General features: G+C 73.3%; 19 protein-coding genes. 11 read left to right on the plus strand and 8 right to left on the minus strand.

Features of this window, described 5'->3' with window-relative positions; all coding sequences use genetic code 11:
• Nucleotides 1-72: 72 nt before the first annotated feature.
• Entirely contained in the window at nucleotides 73-1,188 is a 1,116-nt protein-coding gene (locus F0U47_RS05535) for an endonuclease/exonuclease/phosphatase family protein (protein WP_149749323.1), read from the minus strand.
• Between the two features lie 213 nt (nucleotides 1,189-1,401).
• Between F0U47_RS05535 and F0U47_RS20995 the strand changes: the two genes are divergently transcribed.
• From F0U47_RS20995 to F0U47_RS05550, 4 genes are all read left to right on the plus strand, one after another.
• Nucleotides 1,402-1,605 (plus strand): hypothetical protein, encoded by a 204-nt coding sequence (locus F0U47_RS20995; RefSeq protein ID WP_188111180.1) that lies wholly within the window; start codon nucleotides 1,402-1,404, stop codon nucleotides 1,603-1,605.
• Complete coding sequence (locus F0U47_RS05540) at nucleotides 1,606-2,733, plus strand: cupin domain-containing protein (RefSeq protein WP_149749324.1); 1,128 nt, start codon at nucleotides 1,606-1,608, stop codon at nucleotides 2,731-2,733.
• Nucleotides 2,734-2,737: 4 nt separating this feature from the next.
• The gene (locus F0U47_RS05545) at nucleotides 2,738-3,652 is read left to right on the plus strand and encodes a ferredoxin family protein (RefSeq protein ID WP_149749325.1); all 915 of its coding nucleotides are present in this window, start codon (nucleotides 2,738-2,740) and stop codon (nucleotides 3,650-3,652) included.
• A 72-nt stretch (nucleotides 3,653-3,724) separates the two neighbouring features.
• On the plus strand, nucleotides 3,725-5,089 hold the full coding sequence (locus tag F0U47_RS05550; protein WP_149749326.1) for a DUF6777 domain-containing protein: 1,365 nt from the start codon (nucleotides 3,725-3,727) through the stop codon (nucleotides 5,087-5,089).
• Nucleotides 5,090-5,093: 4 nt separating this feature from the next.
• On the opposite strand, the gene F0U47_RS05555 is transcribed toward F0U47_RS05550, so the two are convergent.
• From F0U47_RS05555 to F0U47_RS05575, 5 genes are all read right to left on the minus strand, one after another.
• Nucleotides 5,094-6,131 (minus strand): ABC transporter ATP-binding protein, encoded by a 1,038-nt coding sequence (locus F0U47_RS05555; RefSeq protein ID WP_149749327.1) that lies wholly within the window; start codon nucleotides 6,129-6,131, stop codon nucleotides 5,094-5,096.
• Entirely contained in the window at nucleotides 6,128-7,627 is a 1,500-nt protein-coding gene (locus tag F0U47_RS05560) for an ABC transporter permease (protein WP_149749328.1), read from the minus strand. The genes F0U47_RS05555 and F0U47_RS05560 overlap by 4 nt, the downstream gene beginning before the upstream one ends.
• A gap of 68 nt (nucleotides 7,628-7,695) precedes the next feature.
• Nucleotides 7,696-8,703 carry an iron ABC transporter substrate-binding protein gene (locus tag F0U47_RS05565; RefSeq protein ID WP_149749329.1) on the minus strand — a complete coding sequence of 336 codons (1,008 nt, stop codon included), beginning with the start codon at nucleotides 8,701-8,703 and terminating at the stop codon, nucleotides 7,696-7,698.
• Nucleotides 8,703-11,255, minus strand: a complete 2,553-nt coding sequence (locus F0U47_RS05570; protein ID WP_149749330.1) for an AMP-binding protein — start codon at nucleotides 11,253-11,255, stop codon at nucleotides 8,703-8,705. Before F0U47_RS05570 ends, F0U47_RS05565 begins: the two co-directional genes overlap by 1 nt.
• Before the next feature lie 75 nt (nucleotides 11,256-11,330).
• Complete coding sequence (locus F0U47_RS05575; RefSeq protein WP_149749331.1) at nucleotides 11,331-11,798, minus strand: nitroreductase family deazaflavin-dependent oxidoreductase; 468 nt, start codon at nucleotides 11,796-11,798, stop codon at nucleotides 11,331-11,333.
• 74 nt (nucleotides 11,799-11,872) lie between these two features.
• Between F0U47_RS05575 and F0U47_RS05580 the strand changes: the two genes are divergently transcribed.
• A complete protein-coding gene (locus F0U47_RS05580) occupies nucleotides 11,873-12,580 on the plus strand; it encodes a phosphatase PAP2 family protein (protein WP_149749332.1) in 708 nt (235 codons plus the stop codon).
• Here the strand turns inward: F0U47_RS05580 and F0U47_RS05585 are convergent.
• Nucleotides 12,564-13,172 carry an RDD family protein gene (locus tag F0U47_RS05585; protein ID WP_223162664.1) on the minus strand — a complete coding sequence of 203 codons (609 nt, stop codon included), beginning with the start codon at nucleotides 13,170-13,172 and terminating at the stop codon, nucleotides 12,564-12,566. The genes F0U47_RS05580 and F0U47_RS05585 overlap by 17 nt on opposite strands.
• 160 nt (nucleotides 13,173-13,332) lie before the next feature.
• On the opposite strand from F0U47_RS05585, the gene mptB reads away from it, so the two are divergent.
• Nucleotides 13,333-14,883, plus strand: a complete 1,551-nt coding sequence (mptB, locus tag F0U47_RS05590) for a polyprenol phosphomannose-dependent alpha 1,6 mannosyltransferase MptB (RefSeq protein ID WP_149749333.1) — start codon at nucleotides 13,333-13,335, stop codon at nucleotides 14,881-14,883.
• Nucleotides 14,884-14,893: 10 nt separating this feature from the next.
• The gene (locus F0U47_RS05595; protein WP_149749334.1) at nucleotides 14,894-15,445 is read left to right on the plus strand and encodes a hypothetical protein; all 552 of its coding nucleotides are present in this window, start codon (nucleotides 14,894-14,896) and stop codon (nucleotides 15,443-15,445) included.
• Here the strand turns inward: F0U47_RS05595 and F0U47_RS05600 are convergent.
• Nucleotides 15,442-16,566, minus strand: a complete 1,125-nt coding sequence (locus tag F0U47_RS05600; protein WP_149749335.1) for a glycosyltransferase — start codon at nucleotides 16,564-16,566, stop codon at nucleotides 15,442-15,444. The genes F0U47_RS05595 and F0U47_RS05600 overlap by 4 nt on opposite strands.
• Nucleotides 16,567-16,647: 81 nt before the next feature.
• Between F0U47_RS05600 and F0U47_RS05605 the strand changes: the two genes are divergently transcribed.
• The 4 genes from F0U47_RS05605 (at nucleotide 16,648) to F0U47_RS05620 (ending at nucleotide 19,397) form a co-directional block, all read left to right on the plus strand.
• Complete coding sequence (locus tag F0U47_RS05605; protein WP_223162665.1) at nucleotides 16,648-17,643, plus strand: pirin family protein; 996 nt, start codon at nucleotides 16,648-16,650, stop codon at nucleotides 17,641-17,643.
• Between the two features lie 106 nt (nucleotides 17,644-17,749).
• Entirely contained in the window at nucleotides 17,750-18,310 is a 561-nt protein-coding gene (locus tag F0U47_RS05610; protein ID WP_149749336.1) for a DNA-3-methyladenine glycosylase I, read from the plus strand.
• Nucleotides 18,307-18,684, plus strand: a complete 378-nt coding sequence (locus tag F0U47_RS05615) for a CidA/LrgA family protein (protein ID WP_149749337.1) — start codon at nucleotides 18,307-18,309, stop codon at nucleotides 18,682-18,684. Before F0U47_RS05610 ends, F0U47_RS05615 begins: the two co-directional genes overlap by 4 nt.
• Complete coding sequence (locus tag F0U47_RS05620) at nucleotides 18,681-19,397, plus strand: LrgB family protein (RefSeq protein WP_149749338.1); 717 nt, start codon at nucleotides 18,681-18,683, stop codon at nucleotides 19,395-19,397. The genes F0U47_RS05615 and F0U47_RS05620 overlap by 4 nt, the downstream gene beginning before the upstream one ends.
• The last annotated feature ends 34 nt before the right edge of the window (nucleotides 19,398-19,431 follow it).

Below are 19,431 nucleotides of genomic sequence, written 5' to 3' on the forward strand. Positions count from 1 at the left end.
GCCTCGAGCCTACGGAGGCCGAGGTGGAGGCTCGACCTGCCACGAGCTGAACCCCTCGTCCGACGGTCGGCGTCAGGTGATGGTGGCGAGCAGGACGGGATGGTCGGAGTAGTAGCGCCGGAAGGTCGCCGGTGGACACCCGTCGCCCGGGCGGCCGTGTCGCAGCGACCGGGCCTGGCAACGCAGCAGCACTCGCTGCCGGGTGAACACCGAGCGTTCTGCTTCGCAGCGCCAGCGTTTGACGAAGTACGCCAGGTAGCAGCGGTCGTACCACGCGGCGGTCGGGGTCCCCAAGGTGTAGATGAAGTCGATCCTGCGGGCGACACCGGCGACACCGGCCGGTCCGGTCGGGTGCAGGCTGCGCACCGCATCTCGGTAGCCGGCGCGGATCAGGCCGCGATGTCCGGCCCGGACGGCGCAGCCGAGTCGCTCTCCCTCGCGGGGGTCGTGACGACAGCGGGTGAGGTTGAGGTCGCCCCCGAGCACAGCGATCGTGCCGGGCGCCCGCTGCGCCCGGTCCGCCAGCTCGCGGCCCAGGGTGGTCAGGGCGCGGGTCTTGTGGCGGGGTCCGGCCGGCGCGATGTGGGCGTTGACCAGAAGGGCGGCCCGGGCGCCGCCGGGGGTGCGGATCGTGGCGTGGATCCACGGATGCGCGGTGCACCCGAAGCCGCCGCGACCGGTGAGGTGCCGGGCTCGGGTCGACCACCTGCCCCAGGTCCGGATGGTGCCGCGTCGGTGGATCTGCGTCACGGTCCGGTTGTTGACGAGGATCGAGGATCCGCGCAGCAGGCTGAACCTGCCGGTCCGTGGCCCGTCGCACGCCCCGTGTACGACGCGGTGCGCAGTGCGGGTGGCCACGACGAACTCGACGCCGGCGGCCTGGGCGCGCGGGTGGGCGTTGAGTGCGCGGCCGACCCGTTGGGCGGTGCCGAGGGTCTCCTGCAGGAGTACGACGTCGGGCAGGCGACCCGGTCGCGAGAGCAGACGACGTGCAAACGCCCTGCGGTCGGTCGCGTCGCGTCGGTCCGCCCGGTGGCGCACGAGGATGCCCTCGTGCACGTTGGCGGCGGCGACCCGGATGCCAGCCGAAGGTGCGACCGTGCTGACCGCCCCCGCACGGTCGGCCGCGGCGGGCAGTGCGGCCGAGGCTCCGATCAGCACGAGGCACAGCAGCCGGATCGCGAACATGCGGCCATCGTTCGGCCGGCGGGTGAGACGAGGGTGAGGCGTCGATGAGCCCGCCCTCACCTCGCCGTCACACGCCGTCAGGGGCGCGGGGCCCGCGCCTCCTGGCAGGGAGGTCTGCCGGGGGCGGAACGGGGCACTGTCGCTCGTGAGTGAAGCCTTGTGGGGTGGGTCTGCCCGACAGCAGACTTGCCGCACACCGACCCAGGAGGACCAATGACCGAAACACCTGACCAGCCCCTCGGCGACGACGACATGACCACGGGTCCCGCGGATGACGCGGGCGCGGGCCTCGGCGACGCGGACGGCACCGACGGCGACACCACCGACAGCGACTCGACCGACAGCGACAGCACCGACGGCGACGCCAGCGACAGCGACAGCACCGACAGCGATGCCTCGGACGGGGACATCATCTGAGTGTCCGCCCTCGCCCTGCTGACCGGTGACGCCCAGACCTTCCTCACGAAGATCTGGGCGTCACAGGTCCACCTCCACCGCGCCGATCCCGACGACCTGGTCGGCCTGCTGTCGCTCGAGGACGCCGACCGGCTGCTGACGTCCTCCGCGATCCGCACGCCGTCGATCCGCTTGGCGAAGGACGGCGCGATCGTGCCCGAGTCGTCCTACACCCGCGGGGCCACCGTGACCGGCAGGCCCCTCACCGGCCTCGTCGACGCCCGCAAGGCGCTTGCGCTGTTCGACGACGGCGCGACGGTGGTCTTCCAGGGGCTCCACCGCTTCTGGCCGCCGCTGACGACCCTGATCGCCGAGCTGGAGCTGGAGCTCGGCCATCCCTGCCAGGTCAACGCCTACCTGACGCCGCCCGGTTCGCAGGGCTTCGCCGTGCACTCCGACTCCCACGACGTCTTCGTGTTCCAGACCGCCGGCTCGAAGCAGTGGGAGGTCCACGGCGAGGACGGCGCCGAGGAGGTGCTGCTCGAGCCCGGGCTCTCGATGTACCTCCCGACCGGCACTCCCCACGCGGCGCGAGCCCAGGAGTCGGTCTCGCTCCACGTGACGGTGGGCATCAACCAGCTCACCTGGCGGGGACTGGTCGAGCGCACGCTGGCGGCGGTGGTCGCGGGCGTCACTGACGAGCACCTGCCGGCCGGCTACCTCGACGACCCGGCTCTGCTGACCGGCCCGCTGGCCGAGCGGCTGCAGGCCGTCGCCGAGGACCTACGGCGCGTCGATGCCGATGCGGCCGTCGAGGCCGAGATCCGCCGCTTCCTCACCTCGCGCCCCTCGCGCCTGCCCGGCGGCGTCACCGACGTGCTCGCCCTGCGCGCGGGCATCGACGACGACACCCGGCTCCGCCGGCGCCCCGGGCATCCGTGCGTGCTGCTCGGCGACGACGAGCAGGTCCAGGTCCTGCTCGGCGACCGGCAGCTGACGGTCCCCGCCTGGACCCGGCCCGCCCTCGAGGAGATCCGCACCCGCTCGTCGTTCACCGTCGGCGACCTCGCCGACCACCTCGACGTCCAGAGCCGGAAGGTGCTCTGCCGGCGCCTGGTCCGGGAGGGGCTCCTCGAGGCGGTGTCCTGACGTCGTGGAGACAGCTCCGCCGAAGCGCTTCTCGTGCGCGCCCGCCAGCGTGCTGCGCGACGAGCCGCTGGCCGGCACGGCCACCCACGTCCGCACCTGGGTCCTGCTCGAGCACTCCGGCCCCTGGGGCAGCGACGCGCTCCTCGACGCCCGGCTCCCGGAGGGCCTCGGGCCGGCGCTGAAGCAGCAGGCGAAGGCCTACCGCGCGAAGATCCTGCTGGTCCGGCGGGCCCGGGCGAAGCGCGATCCCGAGCGGCTCAACGTGTTCGTGGCCGACGCCCACCACCGCCACCCGCGGGTCGAGCACGGCACGGTCACCGACCTCCGCGAGGTCCTCGACCTGGACCTCACGGCGTTCCGCGACGGCGGCTCGACCGGGCTGGCGGCGTACGACGGCGCGCTCTTCTGCGTCTGCACCAACGGCCGCCACGACGCCTGCTGCGCGGAGCTCGGCCGGCCGGTCGCGATGGCGCTCGACGACGCGCACCCCGAGGAGGCGTGGGAGGTCTCGCACATCGGTGGCGACCGGTTCGCCGGGAACCTGGTCGTGCTGCCGGAGGGCCTCTACTACGGGCGGCTCGACCCACAGCGGGCGATCGCGGTGGCTGGCGCGCACCTGGCCGGCGAGGTCGACCTCGACCACCTGCGCGGCCGGTCGTCGTACCCGATGCCCGTGCAGGCCGCGGAGCACCACCTGCGCCGCCAGCTCGGCGCGACCCGGATCGCCGACGTCCAGCTCGTCAAGCGCTCGGCCGACGGCGACGTCACCGACGCCACCTTCGCCGTGGCGGGCGGGACCTACGCCGTGCGCGTCCGGACCCGGGTCGATCCGGCGACGGCCACGAGGCTGACCTGCAAGGCCCATCGGGACAACCCGATCCCGTCGCACGAGCTGCTGTCGGTCGAACGGACCGGGTGACCGTTCCGCAAATCGCCCATGCCGCCCGTCCCGCGCTGCTAGCGTCCGAGGCATCGCGCGAAGGGGACAGCGATGAGCGAGACGCCCGCAGGACCTGGGTGGTGGCAGGCCTCCGACGGCCGGTGGTACCCACCGGACGCGCACCCGTCCGCCCAGCAGCCGCCGCCCCCACCGCCGACGCAGCCGCCGCCGACGCAGGCGCCGCCGTCGTACCCGCCGGGCGGCTACCCGCCGGGCGGCTACCCGCCGGGCGGCTACCCGCCGGGCGGCTTCGCCCCCGGCCAGCCGCCGCCGCGCAAGAAGTCGAAGGGCTGGCTCATCGCGCTGGTGCTGGTGCTCCTCGCCGGGCTGATCGGTGCTGCCGGCGCCTTCGTCTACTTCGAGTTCGTCCAGGGCGACGACGAGCCCGAGATCACCGGCGACCCGGTGACCCTCGAGCCGGTGGACTTCCCGGGAGAGTCGCCGTTCGTCACCGGCAGCGCGGTGGCCGACACGTCGCTGTCGTCTGCGGCGGTGGACGCCGCCAACGCGATCAGCTCCGACCTGGAGGTCGACGACGAGACCGGCGGCCGGATCGCGACGGGGACCGAGCCGGGTCTCTACGGCGGCACCATGGACGAGCAGGCCTGCGACCCGTTCGCGCTGGCCGACTTCCTGGAGTCCGAGCCCGCGAAGGCTGCCGCCTTCGCCGGTGTGCTCGAGCTCGACCCGGCGGAGATCCGTCCCTACATCGAGAACCTCACCCCCGTCCTGCTGACGGCCGACACCTGGGTCACCAACCACGGCTTCGAGAACGGTGAGGCAACGCCGTTCCAGTCCGTCATGCAGGCCGGTACGGCGGTGCTGATCGACGAGCACGGCGTGCCCCGGGTCCGCTGCTTCTGCGGCAACCCGCTGCTCGAGCCGGAAACCGCCGACCACACGCTCCAGGCGACCGAGGGCGAGGAGTGGGACGGCTACGAGCCCGACGGGGTGCGGCTCGTCCAGGGCGGCGACACGGCCCTGGAGACCGTGACCCTGATCGACGCGGAGTCGGGCGAGCAGTTCGACCGCGGCCTCGGGCCCGGCCAGACCGGGTCCGTCCAGGCGACGCTGCGCTGGAGCACCGAGGCCGACATGGACCTGCACGTCCTCGACCCCGAGGGCCGGGAGATCTACTTCGCCTCGCCCACCAGCACGTCCGGCGGCGAGCTCGACCTCGACAAGATCCCCGGCTGCGGGAGCGGCGACAGGGGTCCGCACACCGAGAACATCTTCTGGGAGGAGGACGCGCCTCCTGGCGAGTACACCGTCTTCGTCCTCGACTACACGTCGTGCGACGCGCCGACCGAGTTCAGCCTCCAGGTGGTCGTCGGCGGCATCACCGTGATCTCGGAGACCGGCACGCTGTCGTCGTCAGCGGAGGAGAGCACCCGGTTCACCTTCGAGGTCTACTAGCCGGCTAGGGGCCCTCCGCGAACGCGACGACGTCGCCGACGACCCGGACGCTGACCCGGTCGCCGGCGGTGGGCACGGAGGTGGCGGGCGTCCGCGCGGACAGCTCCTCACCGGAGTCCAGGCGCACCCGAACCGTGGCGTCGTGCCCGTAGAAGCTGATGTCCACGACCTCGGCGGGAGCGCCGTCCGCCCCGGCCGACCGGATCTGGAGCTGCTCGGCGCGCACGGCGAGCCGCACGACGCCGGGCGCCGTCGTCGTCTGCAGCGGGACGACTCCCAGCGCGCAGGTGGCCTCCCGGCCGTCCGCGACCTTGCCGTCGAGGAGGGACGCGTGCCCGAGGAACGACGCGACCCGGGGGTCCGACGGCGTCAGGTAGACGGACCCGGGCGATCCCACCTGGAGGAACGCGCCGTCGAGCATCACCGCCACCTGGTCCGCGAGCGACAGCGCCTCGCCCTGGTCGTGGGTGACCAGGACCGCGGCGGCGCCGGCGGCCCGCAACGCACGAACCACCGCCCTGCCGGTGTCCTCCCGCAGCGACGCGTCGAGCGAGGAGAACGGCTCGTCGAGGAGCACGACGCGGGGACGGGGTGCGAGCGCACGCGCCAGCGCGACCCGCTGCTGCTGCCCGCCCGAGAGCTCGTGGGGGTAGCGGGTGGCCATCGTGGCCGGGAGCTCGACGAGCTCGAGCATCTCGGCGACCCGGGCGTCGGCGTCGCGCACCGAGCGCGGCAGGCCGAACCGCACGTTGCGAGCGACGCTGAGGTGCGGGAAGAGCGCGCCGTCCTGCGGCACGTAGCCCAGCCCGCGGAGCCGGGCGGGGACGGTCCGCCTGCCGACGACCTCGGAGCCGGCGACCGTGACGGTGCCGGCGGACGGCGTCACGAAACCGGCCACAGCGCGCAGCAGGGTCGTCTTCCCGCAGCCGGAGGGTCCCAGGATCGCCGTCACGCCGTCGGGCACGACCAGGTCGAGGCCGCGGAGGACCGGCGTGCCTCGGTAGCCGGCCTCCAGGCCGCGGATCTCGAGTGCGGCGGTCACGACGCGCTCCTGATGCTCAGCCGGCCCAGGAGCCAGGTGGACGGGATGGACAGGACGATCAGAGCGAGACCGTACGGCGCAGCCGCACCGTACGCGATCGACGACGCGTCGGACCAGAAGCGGGTCGCGAGCGTGTCGGTGCCGAGCGGCGCCAGCAGCAGTGTCGCGGTCAGCTCGGTCGCGACGGCGAGCGAGACCAGGGCGGTCGCGGCCGTCAGGCCGGGGAGCACGAGCGGCAGCGTCACCCTTCGCGCCACGCCCGGTCCGGTGCAGCCGAGGTTGCGCGCGACCTCCTCCAGACCCGGCGGGACCAGCTCGAACGTCGACCGCACACTGACGACCGCGCGCGGGAGGAAGAGGATCGTGTAGCCGACCAGCAGCACGACCACGGTCTGGTAGAGCGACGGCACGAGCCGGATGGAGACGGTCACCAGCGCCAGCGCGATCACGATGCCCGGCATCGCGCTGGCGGTGTAGACGCTCCGCTCGACGGCGGTCGTGACCAGTCCGCGGTTGCGGACGGCCAGCCAGACCACGGGCACGGCGAGTGCCGTCGCGGTCACGCCGCCCGAGACTGCCAGGCCGAGCGTCGTCACCACCGCGCCGGAGAGCTCACCGAGGTCGACGGCAGCGGAGGTGCCCCGGAGCAGCCAGCGGACCAGCGCCGCGAGGGGCACGCCGAGTGCCCACAGCGCGAGGCCCGTGAGGCCGGCGAGGACCGGCAGCCGCATCCTCCCGAGCCGGATCCGGACCGGGTCGCCGCTCGAGCCGGAGCCGACCCTGCTCCGGCGCCGGTGCCCGCGCAGCAGCAGCTCGAGCCCGAGGAGGAGCAGGCAGAAGCTCACCAGCACGAGGGCGAGCAGGGTCGCCTCCGGGCCGTTGAAGACCGTGGCGTACTGCTGGAGGATCGCCGTGGTGAGCGTCGGGTAGTTGAGCAGCTGGAGCGCGCCGTACTCCGCGAGCAGGTGGAGCCCGACGAGCAGCGCCCCGCCGAGCACGGCCGGGCTCACGGCCGGCAGCGTGACCCTGGCGAAGACGCTCCAGCCGCCGCGGCCGAGGGAGGTGGCGACCTCCTCGACAGCGGGGTCGAGCCGGCGCAGGGCCGCCACCGTCGGCAGGTAGACCAGCGGGTAGTAGGACAGCGTCACCACCATGACCGCGCCGGGGAAGGACTGCACGGCGTGCGTCGTGGAGACCCAGCCGTAGCCGTTGACGAACGCGGGTACGGCGAGCGGTGCGCACAGCAGTCCGTGCCACCAGCCCCTGCCCGGGACGTCGGTGCGCTCGACGACCCACGCGCCCACCACGCCGAGCACCGCGCTCGCTGCGACGCCCGCGACGAGCAGTCGGACGGTGTTCCACAGCAGCTCGCCGATCCGCGGCCGCCACAGGAAGTCCCGGGCCTCGTCGGCCCCGAGCTCTGCGGTCGTCCAGAGGACGTAGCCGAGCGGCACCAGGGTGAGCGCGGCGACCCCGACGCCGACCACGAGCAGCACGGGCGAGGCGCCCCCGGCCAGTGGCCGCGGACTCCTCGTCGCCCGCGCGGTCGCGGTCAGGGTCGTGGTCAGAGGAAGCCGACCTCCGTCATCAGGTCGACGACCGCCTCGGAGTCGAGGTCGGACACGTTGACCACCGGGGGCTGGAGCTCGCTGAAGGGCTTCACGCCCTTCTCGAGCTGGACGGCCGGGTTGAGCGGGTACTCCAGGGCGTAGCTGTCGGCGAGGATCTGCTGTCCCTCCTCGCCGACGAGGAACTCCAGGAACTCGCGGGCCTCGTCCTTCATGTCGCTCGACTCGAGGATGCCCGCGCCGGAGACGCTCAGGAAGGCGCCGGGGTCCTGGTCGGCGAAGTAGTACTGCGCGCTGTCGTCGCTGAGGTCGCCGCCCTCGACGCGGTCCCGCTCCCAGTAGTAGTGGTAGACGATGCCGACCTCGGACTCACCGGCGTCGACGGACTCGAGCACGACGTTGTTGCCGTCGTAGACGGTGCCGTTCTCCTCGATGCCCTCCAGCCACGCGCGGGTCGCCTCCTCGCCCTCCAGGTGGAGGATCGCGGCGACGATGGCCTGGAAGTCGGCGCCCGTGGGGGAGAACGAGATCCGCCCGGCCCACTCCGGCTCGGCGAGCTCGAGGATGGAGTCCGGCAGCTCGGACTCCTCGACCAGGTCGGTGTTGTAGACGAGCACCGTCGAGCGCGCGACGAACCCGGTCCACAGGCCGCTGCGGGGGCGGTACTGCGCCGGGATGACCTCGAGCACGTCGTCCGGGAGCCTCTCGAACAGGCCGGCCTGCTCGACCTGCGACATCGCGGGGGAGTTCTCGGTCAGGAACACGTCGGCGTCGGAGGCGTCGCCCTCCTGGACCAGCTGGTTGGACAGCTCGAGGTCCTTGCCGTGGCGCAGCTCGACGTCGATCCCCGTCTCCTCCTCGAACGCCGGCGCGATCTGCTCCAGCAGCTGCTCGTGCTGGGCGTTGTAGATGATCAGCTTCGGCTCGTCCTCCCCGCAGGCGGTGAGCACGGGGAGGGCCAGGGCCAGAGCGGCCAGGCCGAGTGCGGGACGGGTCAGGGTCATCAGGCTTCCTTGCTGGTGGCGACGAGCGGAGGGTGCAGAGCGGGCAGACCGTGCCAGCGGCGCCGGCCCAGGTCAGAGACGCGGTCGACGAGCCGCCAGACGGCGACACCGACCAGGAGCGAGGCGAGCAGGCCGCCGAGGGGCCACCGGTGCTCGAGGTGGGGGTAGACCTGCCAGTGGGTCAGGTAGACGTAGAGGGAGGCGCTCGCGACCTGGCCGACGACACCGACCGTCACCCGCGGCAGGCGCACGGTCGGCACCCAGATCAGCGCGAGCAGGCCCAGCGCGATCGTCGCCTCCCGGACCGGGTCGCCGCAGAACCCGTGGACCCCCGCGACGAGCAGCGCCGACAGCAGCAGGCGGTGGCCGGTGCGGCGGGCACGGGCGGCGGCCCACCCACCGGCGAAGAGCCACACGACGAAGGTCGAGGAGTGGATGAGGTCGCCGTCGTACCCGCTGGCAGTGGCCCAGAACCTCGGGACGAGCCCGGCGACGAGGACGCCGACGGCGAACCAGTACGGCGACCGTCGCTCCCAGGCCGCGACGCGGCTCACGGCGGTGAGCACCCCGGCGCCGACCATGAGGTAGACGAGGACCTCGATGAACCAGAAGTGCCACTCGGGCTCGTGCCAGGTGTGGCGCCCCATCGCGTCGTTGAGCAGCAGCACGTTGCGCCAGCCGTACTGGCCACTGATCAGGCAGACCGCAGCCACCCAGATCGCCGTGGGGACCGCGATCCTCGCGATCGAGCGGACCAGGTTGCGCCGGCGGTCCGCGCGGTCGCCCCCGACCAGGTGGAACCGTGCGAAGTTCGCTCCCGCGACGGCGAGCAGGACGTGCGCGCCGCCGAGGAGCATGAACAGGTTCGAGTGGCTCCCGACGATCATCACGATCGCGGCGGCGCGGAGCACGATGCCGGTGTCGAGCCGGACCGAGCGGGAGCGGCGCGGGTCGCGCGCGAGATCGGCGAGCTCGGCGATCGTGCGGTCCGGCCAGTCGGCCGGCAGGCGCCCGAGGCGACGCTCGAGCCGCAGCGAGAGCTCGACGTACGACAGCGAGTCGCCGCCGAGGCCGGCGAAGGTGTCGGTGGGAGTGACCCGGTGCCGGCCGAGCACCGCGGCGTACAGCGCCGTCAGCGTCTCGGTCGTGGAGACCTCGGGGACGTCCTCGCGCGGCGCCTGGAGCCCGGCGATCGACGCCTGGTCGACCTTCCCGTTGGGGAGGCGGGGGATCGCGGGCACGGGTACGACGGCGATCGCGTGGTCGGGCAGGCCGGTCGCGGCGGCCGCCGTCGTGGCGACCTCCTCGACCGCGACCGGGGCGGGCTCACCCGCGAGCGCGACGACGAGCCGGGTCGCGTCGGCCGCCTCGGCGCAGGCGACCTCGTGGTCGCCGAGGGCCAGCAGGTTCTCCACCCGGTCGAGGTCGATCCGCTGCCCGAAGAGCTTGGCGAAGCGCGCGCGGCGGCCGACGACCTCGAAGAGCCCGGCGTCGCCGACCCGGGCGAGGTCGCCGGTGCGGAGCTCGGCCAGCTCCGGCCCGCGCGCGAGATCGGCAGCGCCGTGGGCGTAGCCCATCATCACGTTGGGGCCGGTGTAGACGAGCTCTCCGACGCCGTCCGGGTGCCCGTCGACGGGGTCGATCCGCAGGGTGCCGCCCGGGATGGCGACCCCGATCGCTGTCGGGTGGTCGAGGACGAGGTCGGGCGGCAGGTAGGCCATCCGGGCGGTTGCCTCGGTCTGGCCGTACATGACGAACAGGTCCCAGCCCTCGCGCCGGCCGCGCTCGGCGACTTCGCGCACCCGCTCCGGCGCCAGCCGGCCGCCGGCCTGGGTCACCAGGCGCAGCGTGGGGAGCTCCGGCCAGCCGGCGGCGTCGAGGAGGTCGAACGTGTAGGGCACGCCGGCGAAGGACGTGACGCCCGTGGTGCGCGCGAGGTCCCACAGCGCCGACTCCGCCACCGACCGATCGGTGAGGACCACCGACGCCCCGACGCTGAGGTGGCTGTGGAGCACGGACAGCCCGTAGCAGTAGTCGAGGGGGAGGGTGGTGATGGCGCGGTCCTGCGGCGTCAGCCCGAGGTACGACGCGATCGCGTCGGCGTTGCTGTCGACGTTGGTCCGCGACAGCCGCACCAGCTTGGGCGACCCGGTGGACCCCGAGGTGCTCAGCAGCAGCCGGGTCTCGGGATGGAGCTCGGGAGCCGGCCGGCCGGTCGGGGCGAAGCCGCCGTCGGCCCAGGTGGCGCTCGCGCCGTAGGCACGGGCGAGCACGTCGTCGCGCGACAGCAGCACGGTGTGGCCGTCCGCGAGCGCGGCCAGGTAGGCGACGACGAACTCGACGGTCGGCGCCGGGGTCAGCCCGACGAGCTGCTGGGCGGTCCCGAGCCGGGTGCGCGCGCCGTCGACGAGGTCCGCGAGGTCGTCGTACGACAGGACCTCGGTGCCCGCGACCAGCGCCGGGCGATCGCCGTGACGACCGAGACCCACTGCGAACCCGACGCCCGCTCGGGGCCGGGTCGCGCTGGCCAGCGCGTGCGGCGGGGGCGTCACCCGGTCAATATAAGGCTAGCCATACCAATGTTAGGCATCGCTCACCCAACGGACGCGCCGGGGGCGTGGCTCTCGTCACACGGGGGTGAGGCGGAACACCGGGATCACCCGGTCGGTGCGCTCGGCGTACTTGTCGAAGTTGGGCCAGGTGGCCAGCATCGTCGCCCAGGCCTGCTCCCGCTCCGCGCCCAGCATCTCGCGCCAGGTGACGGTGTAGTCACGGCGGCGGTAGCGGATGGCGGCGGTCTCGGTGGCGCGGAGGTTCGCGACCCAGACCGGGGTCTTCGGTGCGCCGAAGTACGACCCGGCGATGAGCCACTCGTCGCCGTCCGGGACGGTGAGCAGGTTGGTCGACCGCGGGATCCCGCTCTTCCGGCCCGGGACCGTCAGCACCAGGTTCGGCAGCCCCGCGACGTCGAGGATGCCGTAGCGGTCCTTCGTGAGCCGGTGCACCAGGTTGTCCGTCCAGACGATCTGCGGCAGGAGCTTCGGCATCCAGGAGATCGAGCCGACCTTGACGGCGACAGGTGTGAGAAGGCCCATGGCCGAAAGGTAGACGATGAGAGGCCGATGAGAGCCTCATCGACGTCTCATCTGGCGTTCCTAGCGTCGCCGGGGTGTCCGAGACCCGCCGCGCCCTGCTGCTCGCATCCGTGACCTCGTTCGCCCTCTTCGTGCTGCTGGGGGTGGCCGTCCACCTCGGGTGGTCGGCCAGCACGGCGTACGACGGCCCCAGCGCCGCGATCCGCGAGTGGGCCGTGAAGCAACCCGGTCTCGAGGCGCCGTTGCTGTTCGTCGAGCGGGTGCTCGGCAACCAGGGCATGGCCGTGGCGACGGCCGTGCTGGCGGGTGTCCTGCTGCTGCGACGACAGGTGCGCTCGGCCCTGCTGGTCGTCGTCGTGATGTTCGCGGCGCGTGAGCTCACGCAGTACTTCAAGGACCTGTTCGGCCGCGACCGGCCGGCCTGGCAGGACCCGGACCTGCTGCTCCAGTCCGGCTCCTACCCGTCGTCGCACGCAGCGACCGTCGTGGCCTTCGCCGCCCTCGTGCTCGGGCTGACGATCCTCGGGAGCCGCCGTCGCAGCACTCGGGGCCTGGTCGGCGCCGGGGCCCTCCTGCTGGTGCTGGTCGTCTGCGCCGACCGGGTGCTGCTGGGACGGCACTACCCGACCGACCTCCTCGGTGGCGCGCTGCTCGGCACCGGCCTGGTGCTGCTCGGCCTGGCGCTCCTCCACCCGCTGCCCGTGGCACGCGAAAGGGACGCCTCCCTTCCGGGTGGCGCCCCTCTCGGCGATCGCGAGCTGGAGGTCAGCCGAGCTGCTTGACCTGGGTGCCGCCGGCGAACTTGTCGTGCCAACCCTGACGGTTGGGGTCCTTGTTGAGCGTGACAGCGATGAAGATCATCGCCGCGAGCGGGGCGGCCCAGCCGAGGAAGAACCATCCGATGATCGGGATGATGCTCAGCACGCCGAGCGCGGAGTAGGCGTTGCGCTTGGCCGCCTGCTCGACGGTCGGGTTGCTCACCCCGTCGGGCCCGTAGGTGCGCAGCTTCAGGATCATCTTGCCGACGGTCTGGCCGCGGTTCGACTCCAGCAGGGTGAAGTAGGCCAGATAGAGCGCGGCCTGGAGGATCGCGGTGAGCGTGTAGAAGATGAACTGCTCACCGAACGAGTTGCTGAAGCCCGAGTAGATGATGGCACTCAGGATCAGGAAGATCGGCACGTAGACCACGCCGAGGAGGATGTGGTCGATCAGACGGGCCAGGAAGCGGTTGAGCAGCTCGCCCGGCTTCTCGACGCCGACCGGGTGGCTGCCGGGGAGGCCTCCGGTCGGCGGAGGTGTCGGCCCGCCGGGCGGCGGGGTCGGCCCCCCGGGCGGAGGTGTGGGCGGGCCCGGAGGCTCTGGAGGCATCGTCATAGCTTCTGCTCCTTGATGGGGGCGGTGTTGCCGTTGAACCAAGAATGGCCGCTACCGGGCCGAATAGTCAGCAACCACCCGAATTGACGTCCTCGGCGCGTTCGCCGGTGGTTGCGGCGTCGTTCAGCTCTGCGCCGCTCGGTGAACCTACGTTCCGCCTGTGCTCCAGCAACGGCCGCTCCGGACCGCTGGGCAGGCGACCCGCGGCGTCACCGGCAGCTGCCTGGTGCTCGTCGGCGGCCTGGGGGTGTCCACGCTGCCCCCGTCGTCGCCGTTGCTGCGCTCGGGCGTGCTCGACGTGATCCGTGGGGCCCAGGCCGGCCGGATGTCGGCGCTGGTCCTGGTGCTCGTCGGGCTCGCCCTGCTCGCCAGTGCGTGGTTGGCGTTGTGCTGGCACGTCGCGCTGACGGGCGGGGAGGACCGGCGCGACGCTCTCGACCTGGTCCGCTTCTCGGCGATGGTGTGGTGCGCACCGCTGGTGCTGGCGCCGCCGCTGTTCTCCCGGGACGGCTGGTCGTACGCCGCGCAGGGGATGCTCGCGCGGGTCGGGCTGTCGCCGTACGACCACGGCCCGTCGGCGCTCCTCGACGGCCGGACCGCGACCCTCCCCGACCCCTACAGGCTGCAGGGCGGCGCGCCGATCGTGCAGGCGGTGGACCCGATGTGGGCGGACACCCCGACGCCGTACGGCCCGCTCCACGTGCTGCTCGGCGAGGTGGGAGCCGGCCTGACGGGCAACCCGTGGGTGCTGGTCGTCGGCCATCGGCTGGTGGCGCTGGCCGGGCTGGTGATGCTGGCGTGGGCGGTGCCGCGGCTCGCCGCGTGGACGGGAGTCGACCCGGCCCTCGCCTCGGCGCTCGTGCTGCCGTCGCCGCTGATGATGGCGAACGGTGTCGGCGGGCTCCACAACGACCTGCTCATGGTCGGACTGATGGCAGTGGCGCTCGTCGTCGGCGTCGAGCGGCACTGGGCCTGGGGCGCCGCAGTCGGCGCACTGGCCGCGGCGGTGAAGCTCCCGGGCGGCCTGGTGTGCATCGGCGTCGCGCTCGCGAGCCTGCCCGCAGGGGTCGCCCTGGTGACGCGGGTACGACGGCTGGCGGCGGTCGCCGGGCTCGCCCTCGCGGTCCTCCTCGGACTGGGCGTCGTCACCGGGCTCGGCCACGGCTGGGTCGAGGCCCTCATGGTGCCGGGGATGATCACGACGCCGCTCTCGCTGACGTCGCTGGCCGGCGGCGTCCTGGACTGGGCGGTCGCGCTCCTCGGCGCGGACCTGCCCCCGGCGACCTTCATGCGCATCGCCCGCGGTCTCGGGCTGGTCGCCATGGGCGCGGTCGCCGTGGGGGTCGCCCTGCGGTGGCCCACCGGGGAGCGGGAAGCGGCAGTCGCTGCCGTCGGCATGGTCGCGGCGGCGTTCGTGCTGCTGTGCCCGGTCGTGCACCTCTGGTACTTCCTCGTGCTGCCGCCGTTCCTCGCCACGCTGCGGCTCGGGCGCACGGCGGTGAGCGCGCTGATCGCGGTCTCCGTGACCCTCGGAATGGTCGCGCCGCTGGACTCGTCGCTGCACGGCGCCTACTACGCCATCGTGGTCGCCTGCATGACGCTGGCCGTGCTGCTCCCGGTGCTGCTGCTCACCCGCCGCGCCCGCGACCGGATCGACCGGATCGCGTCGTCGCGCTGGCTGGTCCTCCAGCAGTCCCCGCCGTCGCGCTAGCGTCGCCGGGGTGATCACGCCTCGCCTCGTCCTGGCCGCGCTCGCCGTCCCGCTCGCCGTCCTCGCGGGCTGTGCCGGAGAGGATCCCGCTGGGTCGGACGGGACGGACGCGGCGGACCCGTCGAGCGCCGCCGACGTCGACTACCCCGAGGTGGGCCTCGACCTCGCGGACGCACCCGAGCTGGAGGGCGTCTACCAGCAGGCGCTGCAGACCTACGTCGACTTCGAGCGCGGACGTCGCCTCGCGGCTCGCGAGGGCGAGGTCAGCCGGCTGCTGTCGTTCAACGCGGTCGCGGACGTGGTGGACCCCTACCGAGAGGCGTTCGCGGCGTACGACGGCGGCACCTACGCCGGTGACGTCGTGGTCGAGTTCCTCGAGGCCCGGCCGCGCGGAGACGTCCTGCGGCTCGGCATCTGCGTCGACGCCACCGCCCTCGTCGTGCCCGACGGTGCGCCGACCATCCTCGGAGAGCCGACCCGGTCGCCCCAGCAGGTCGACGTCACCAACATCGAGGGGCTGTGGCGGGTCACCAGGGCCGAGCCGGTCGACGGCTCCTGCTAGGCCGTTGCCCGCGCCGGCGCCCCGACCGGCTCGCCGGCGTGGATCGCCAGCATTCGCTCCACGGTGGCCGACCAGGGGTACTCCTCGGCACGGCCCCGGGCAGCCGCCCTTCGCTCGGTGCGGGTTCTCGCGGCGACCCTGAGGACCGCGTCCGCCAGGGCGCCAGCCTCGGGCGCCGCCCAGGCCCCGGACCTCCTGTCGACCAGCTCGCGCGCGCCACCGCGGTCGGCCGTGACCACCGGGGTGCCGCTCGCCAGCGCCTCGAGGACGGCGAGCCCGAACGTCTCGGTCGGGCACACCGAGAGAGCGACGTCGGCCGCCGAGATGCGGCGGCTCAGCTCCTCGCGCCCGTCGACGAACCCGTGGAAGAACACCGGGGCGCCGCCGGCGACGGCGCGGAGCTCGTCGAGATGGGGTCCCTCGCCGTACACGTCCATCCGGAGGGGGACCCCGCGCCGGTGGAGCTCGACGGCCGTCGCAACCGCGAGGTGGGGTGACTTCTCCCGCGACAGGCGGCCGACGTGGGTCAGGCGCAGCAGCCCGTCGTCGGGGGGCGGCGCATGGTGCGGCCGGAACGTCGCCAGGTCGACGCCCAGCGGGACCCGCTCGATCGGGCAGCCTGCGGCGTCCGCCACCCGCTGGAACTCCTCCTGCGCGTAGCGCGACGTCACCACAAGAGTGTCGAAGCTGCGGACGACCAGCCGGTTGACGACGCCGATGGAGACCTTGGACGTCGTCGGCTTGCCGCTGCGCCGGGCGAACATGTCGGTCAGCTGCTCGTGGGAGAGGCAGACGGACCGCACGCCCGCGCGGCGCGCCCACCAGGCCACCGGCAGCAGGGTCAGCTTGTCGTTCCACTCGATCGACGTCGGGGCGAACCGGTCGAGGAGGTCGACCAGGCGCCACGGCTCGACGATCAGCCGGTAGCCGCTGCCGACGTGGGGTGCGCGCAGCTGCGCGACCGTGCCGTGCTCGGTCTCGGTGACGGTGTCCACCGGACCCGGGATGACGAGGAGCCGGTCGACACCGGCGTCGACGTAGCCGCGGCCGAGCTCGGCCAGCGCGGTCTTCATCCCGCCCGAGGCCGCCCCGACGAAGTTGGCAAGCTGGGCGATACGCACGCCCGGCACCCTCCCGCCCCTCCGTGAACGCGTGGCGACCAGGGGGTAGAGGTCGGGTGGCGACCGCGGGAGGATGGCCGGGTGAGCAACGAGGAGGCACGTCCCGACGAGTTGGTGTGCACCGGTGCGGAGGCGGCCGGGGTCGAGATCATGACGCCGCGGGAGGTGCCGCTGGGCGGCCCGCGCGCGATGACGGTACGACGAACCCTGCCGCAACGGGAGCGGAGCCTGATCGGGGCCTGGTGCTTCCTCGACCACTACGGGCCGGACCTGGTGTCGGACTCGGGCGGGATGACGGTGGCGCCCCACCCGCACACCGGGCTGCAGACCGTGAGCTGGCTGTTCGAGGGCGAGGTCGAGCACCGCGACAGCGCCGGCCACCACGCGATGGTGCTGCCCGGCGAGATCAACCTGATGACGGCCGGCCGCGGGATCAGCCACTCGGAGGTGTCGACCGAGGGCACCACCAGGCTGCACGGAGCCCAGCTGTGGGTGGCGCTTCCCGACGGGAGCCGTGACGTCGACCCCGGGTTCGAGCACTACGCGCCGTCCGAGCTCGCCGGCGACGGCTGGCGGGGGCGGGTGTTCCTCGGGTCGCTCCTGGGCGACACGTCGCCCGTGTCGACGTACTCCCCGCTGGTGGGGGCCGAGCTGGCCCTCGACCCCGGCGTGATCCTGCCGCTCGAGGTGGACCCCTCGTTCGAGCACGGCGTGCTCGTGGACCTCGGCTCGGTGACGGTCGACGGCGTGACGGCGAAGCCCGCCGAGCTCGCCTACATCCCGCCCGGCGACGGCACGATCGCGCTGGTCGCCGGCGACGAGGGCGCGCGGGTGCTGGTGCTCGGCGGCACCCCGTTCGGCGAGTCGATCGTGATGTGGTGGAACTTCGTCGGCCGCACCCACGAGGAGGTGGTCGGCTTCCGCGCGGAGTGGCAGGACCAGATCACCCGCGACGGCGCCGTCGTCCCGGACTCCTCCGACGTCGCCGACGGCCGCTTCGGCATCGTCGCCGGCGACCACCTCCGCCCCATCCCCGCGCCCGAGCTCCCCAACGCCCGCCTCAAGGAGCGCCGCTGACCCTCCACCGTTGAATCGCCCCTCGTGGGGGGCGAATCGCCCCACCACAAGTCCCGATTCGACCAACCACAGGACCCGATTCGACGAGGCGGCATGATGAGCGCCCATGGGACCGGTCATCGGGGAGGACGGGATCGCCCGCTGCGCGTGGGCGGGTGGCCCGGGGCCGATCCGCGACTACCACGACGAGGAGTGGGGCAGGCCGGTCACGGGGGAGTCGGCGTACTTCGAGCGGATGACCCTCGAGGCGTTCCAGTCCGGGTTGTCGTGGGCGACGATCCTCGCCAAGCGCGATGCCTTCCGTGAGGTGTTCGCGGGGTTCGACGCTGATGTCGTCGCGGCGTACGACGACGCCGATGTCGAGCGGCTGATGGCCGATACCCGGATCGTCCGCAACCGGAGCAAGATCCTGGCGACGCTGCAGAACGCCCGCGCGACCGTCGCCCTCCGCGACGACGGGGGGCTCGAGCAGCTGATCCTCGGCTTCACCCCGGAGGCGACACCGGCCGCCGACGCCACGACCTCGGCGGAGTCGGTGGCGCTGGCCAGGGAGCTGAAGCGCCGCGGGTTCGCGTTCGTCGGTCCGACGACGGCGTTCGCCCTGATGCAGGCGCTCGGCCTCTTCGACCCGCACGTCCCGGGCTGCCACCGGCAGGGCGCTGCGTGATCCTCGGGCTCACCTGGCTGGTCGCGTTCCAGCTGCTCGGGGAGGTCACCGTCCGGCTCCTCGACCTGCCGGTGCCGGGGCCTGTCGTCGGGATGCTCTACCTCCTCGTGTTCCTCCGCCTCCGACGCCCGGCCGCGGGAGCCCCGGTCCTGCGGGCGGGCGACGGGCTGCTGCGGCACCTACAGCTGTTCTTCGTGCCGGCGGGCGTCGGTGTGGTCGCCTACCTCGGCGTGCTCGGCGACGACTGGCTGCCGATCACGGTCGCGATGCTCGGCTCGTGGCTGGTCGCCCTCGCCGTCGTCGGCTGGACCGCTGTCGGCCTCGAGCGGCTGCTGGGCGAGCCGCGCGACGACCAGCCGCGGACGGCGCGATGACGAGCGCAGCGGACACCCTGCTCGAGGTCGCGCGGTCCCCGCTCGGGCTGCTCGGCATCACTCTCGGCGGCTACCAGGCGGGCCGCTGGCTCCTGCGCCGCACCGGCGACCACGCGCTCGCGCAACCCGTCCTGGTGGCGGTCGTCGTGGCCGGTGGCGCGATCACCCTGCTCGGCGTCGAGTACGCCGACTACCGGTCGGCGACCGAGATCGTCGCGTTCTGGCTCGGTCCGGCGACGGTGGCGCTCGCGATCCCGCTCCACCGCCAGGTCGACCGGCTGCGCGGGTTCGTCGTACCCCTCCTCGTCGCGGTCGTCCTCGGCGCCGCGGCCTCGATCAGCTCCGGCGTGCTCCTCGCCCGCTGGCTCGGGGCGGAACAGGCACTCGAGGAGACGCTGGCGGCGAAGGCCGCGACCACGCCGGTCGCGATCGCCTTGACCGAGCCGCTCGGCGGGATCCCCGCCCTCGCCGCCGTCTTCGCGATCACGATCGGCATCGTCGGCGCCGTCGCCGGGCCGGCCACGCTCCACCTGCTGCGCATCCGCGACCGGCGGGCCCGCGGCCTCGCGCTCGGCGCCGTGTCCCACGGCGTAGGCGCGTCCCGGATGCTGCGCGAGCACGAGACCGAGGGCGCCTTCGCCGGACTGTCCATGGGGCTGTCCGCACTCGCGATCAGCGTGCTGCTCCCGGTCCTCGCGCTCCTGCTCTGGTAGGACGCACCCAGCGCGCCGAGCCGCTAGCGTGCCC

This window comes from Nocardioides antri (assembly GCF_008373765.1).
Classification (GTDB): Bacteria; Actinomycetota; Actinomycetes; order Propionibacteriales; family Nocardioidaceae; genus Nocardioides; species Nocardioides antri.

Coding starts and splice junctions, on each gene's coding strand:
- F0U47_RS05620 (WP_149749338.1), top strand. CDS start 18,681: ATGACGAGCGCAGCGGACACCCTGCTCGAGGTCGCGCGGTCCCCGCTC.
- F0U47_RS05565 (WP_149749329.1), bottom strand. CDS start 8,703: ATGACCCTGACCCGTCCCGCACTCGGCCTGGCCGCTCTGGCCCTGGCC.
- F0U47_RS05550 (WP_149749326.1), top strand. CDS start 3,725: ATGAGCGAGACGCCCGCAGGACCTGGGTGGTGGCAGGCCTCCGACGGC.
- F0U47_RS05610 (WP_149749336.1), top strand. CDS start 17,750: ATGGGACCGGTCATCGGGGAGGACGGGATCGCCCGCTGCGCGTGGGCG.
- F0U47_RS20995 (WP_188111180.1), top strand. CDS start 1,402: ATGACCGAAACACCTGACCAGCCCCTCGGCGACGACGACATGACCACG.
- F0U47_RS05585 (WP_223162664.1), bottom strand. CDS start 13,172: ATGACGATGCCTCCAGAGCCTCCGGGCCCGCCCACACCTCCGCCCGGG.
- F0U47_RS05535 (WP_149749323.1), bottom strand. CDS start 1,188: ATGTTCGCGATCCGGCTGCTGTGCCTCGTGCTGATCGGAGCCTCGGCC.
- F0U47_RS05575 (WP_149749331.1), bottom strand. CDS start 11,798: ATGGGCCTTCTCACACCTGTCGCCGTCAAGGTCGGCTCGATCTCCTGG.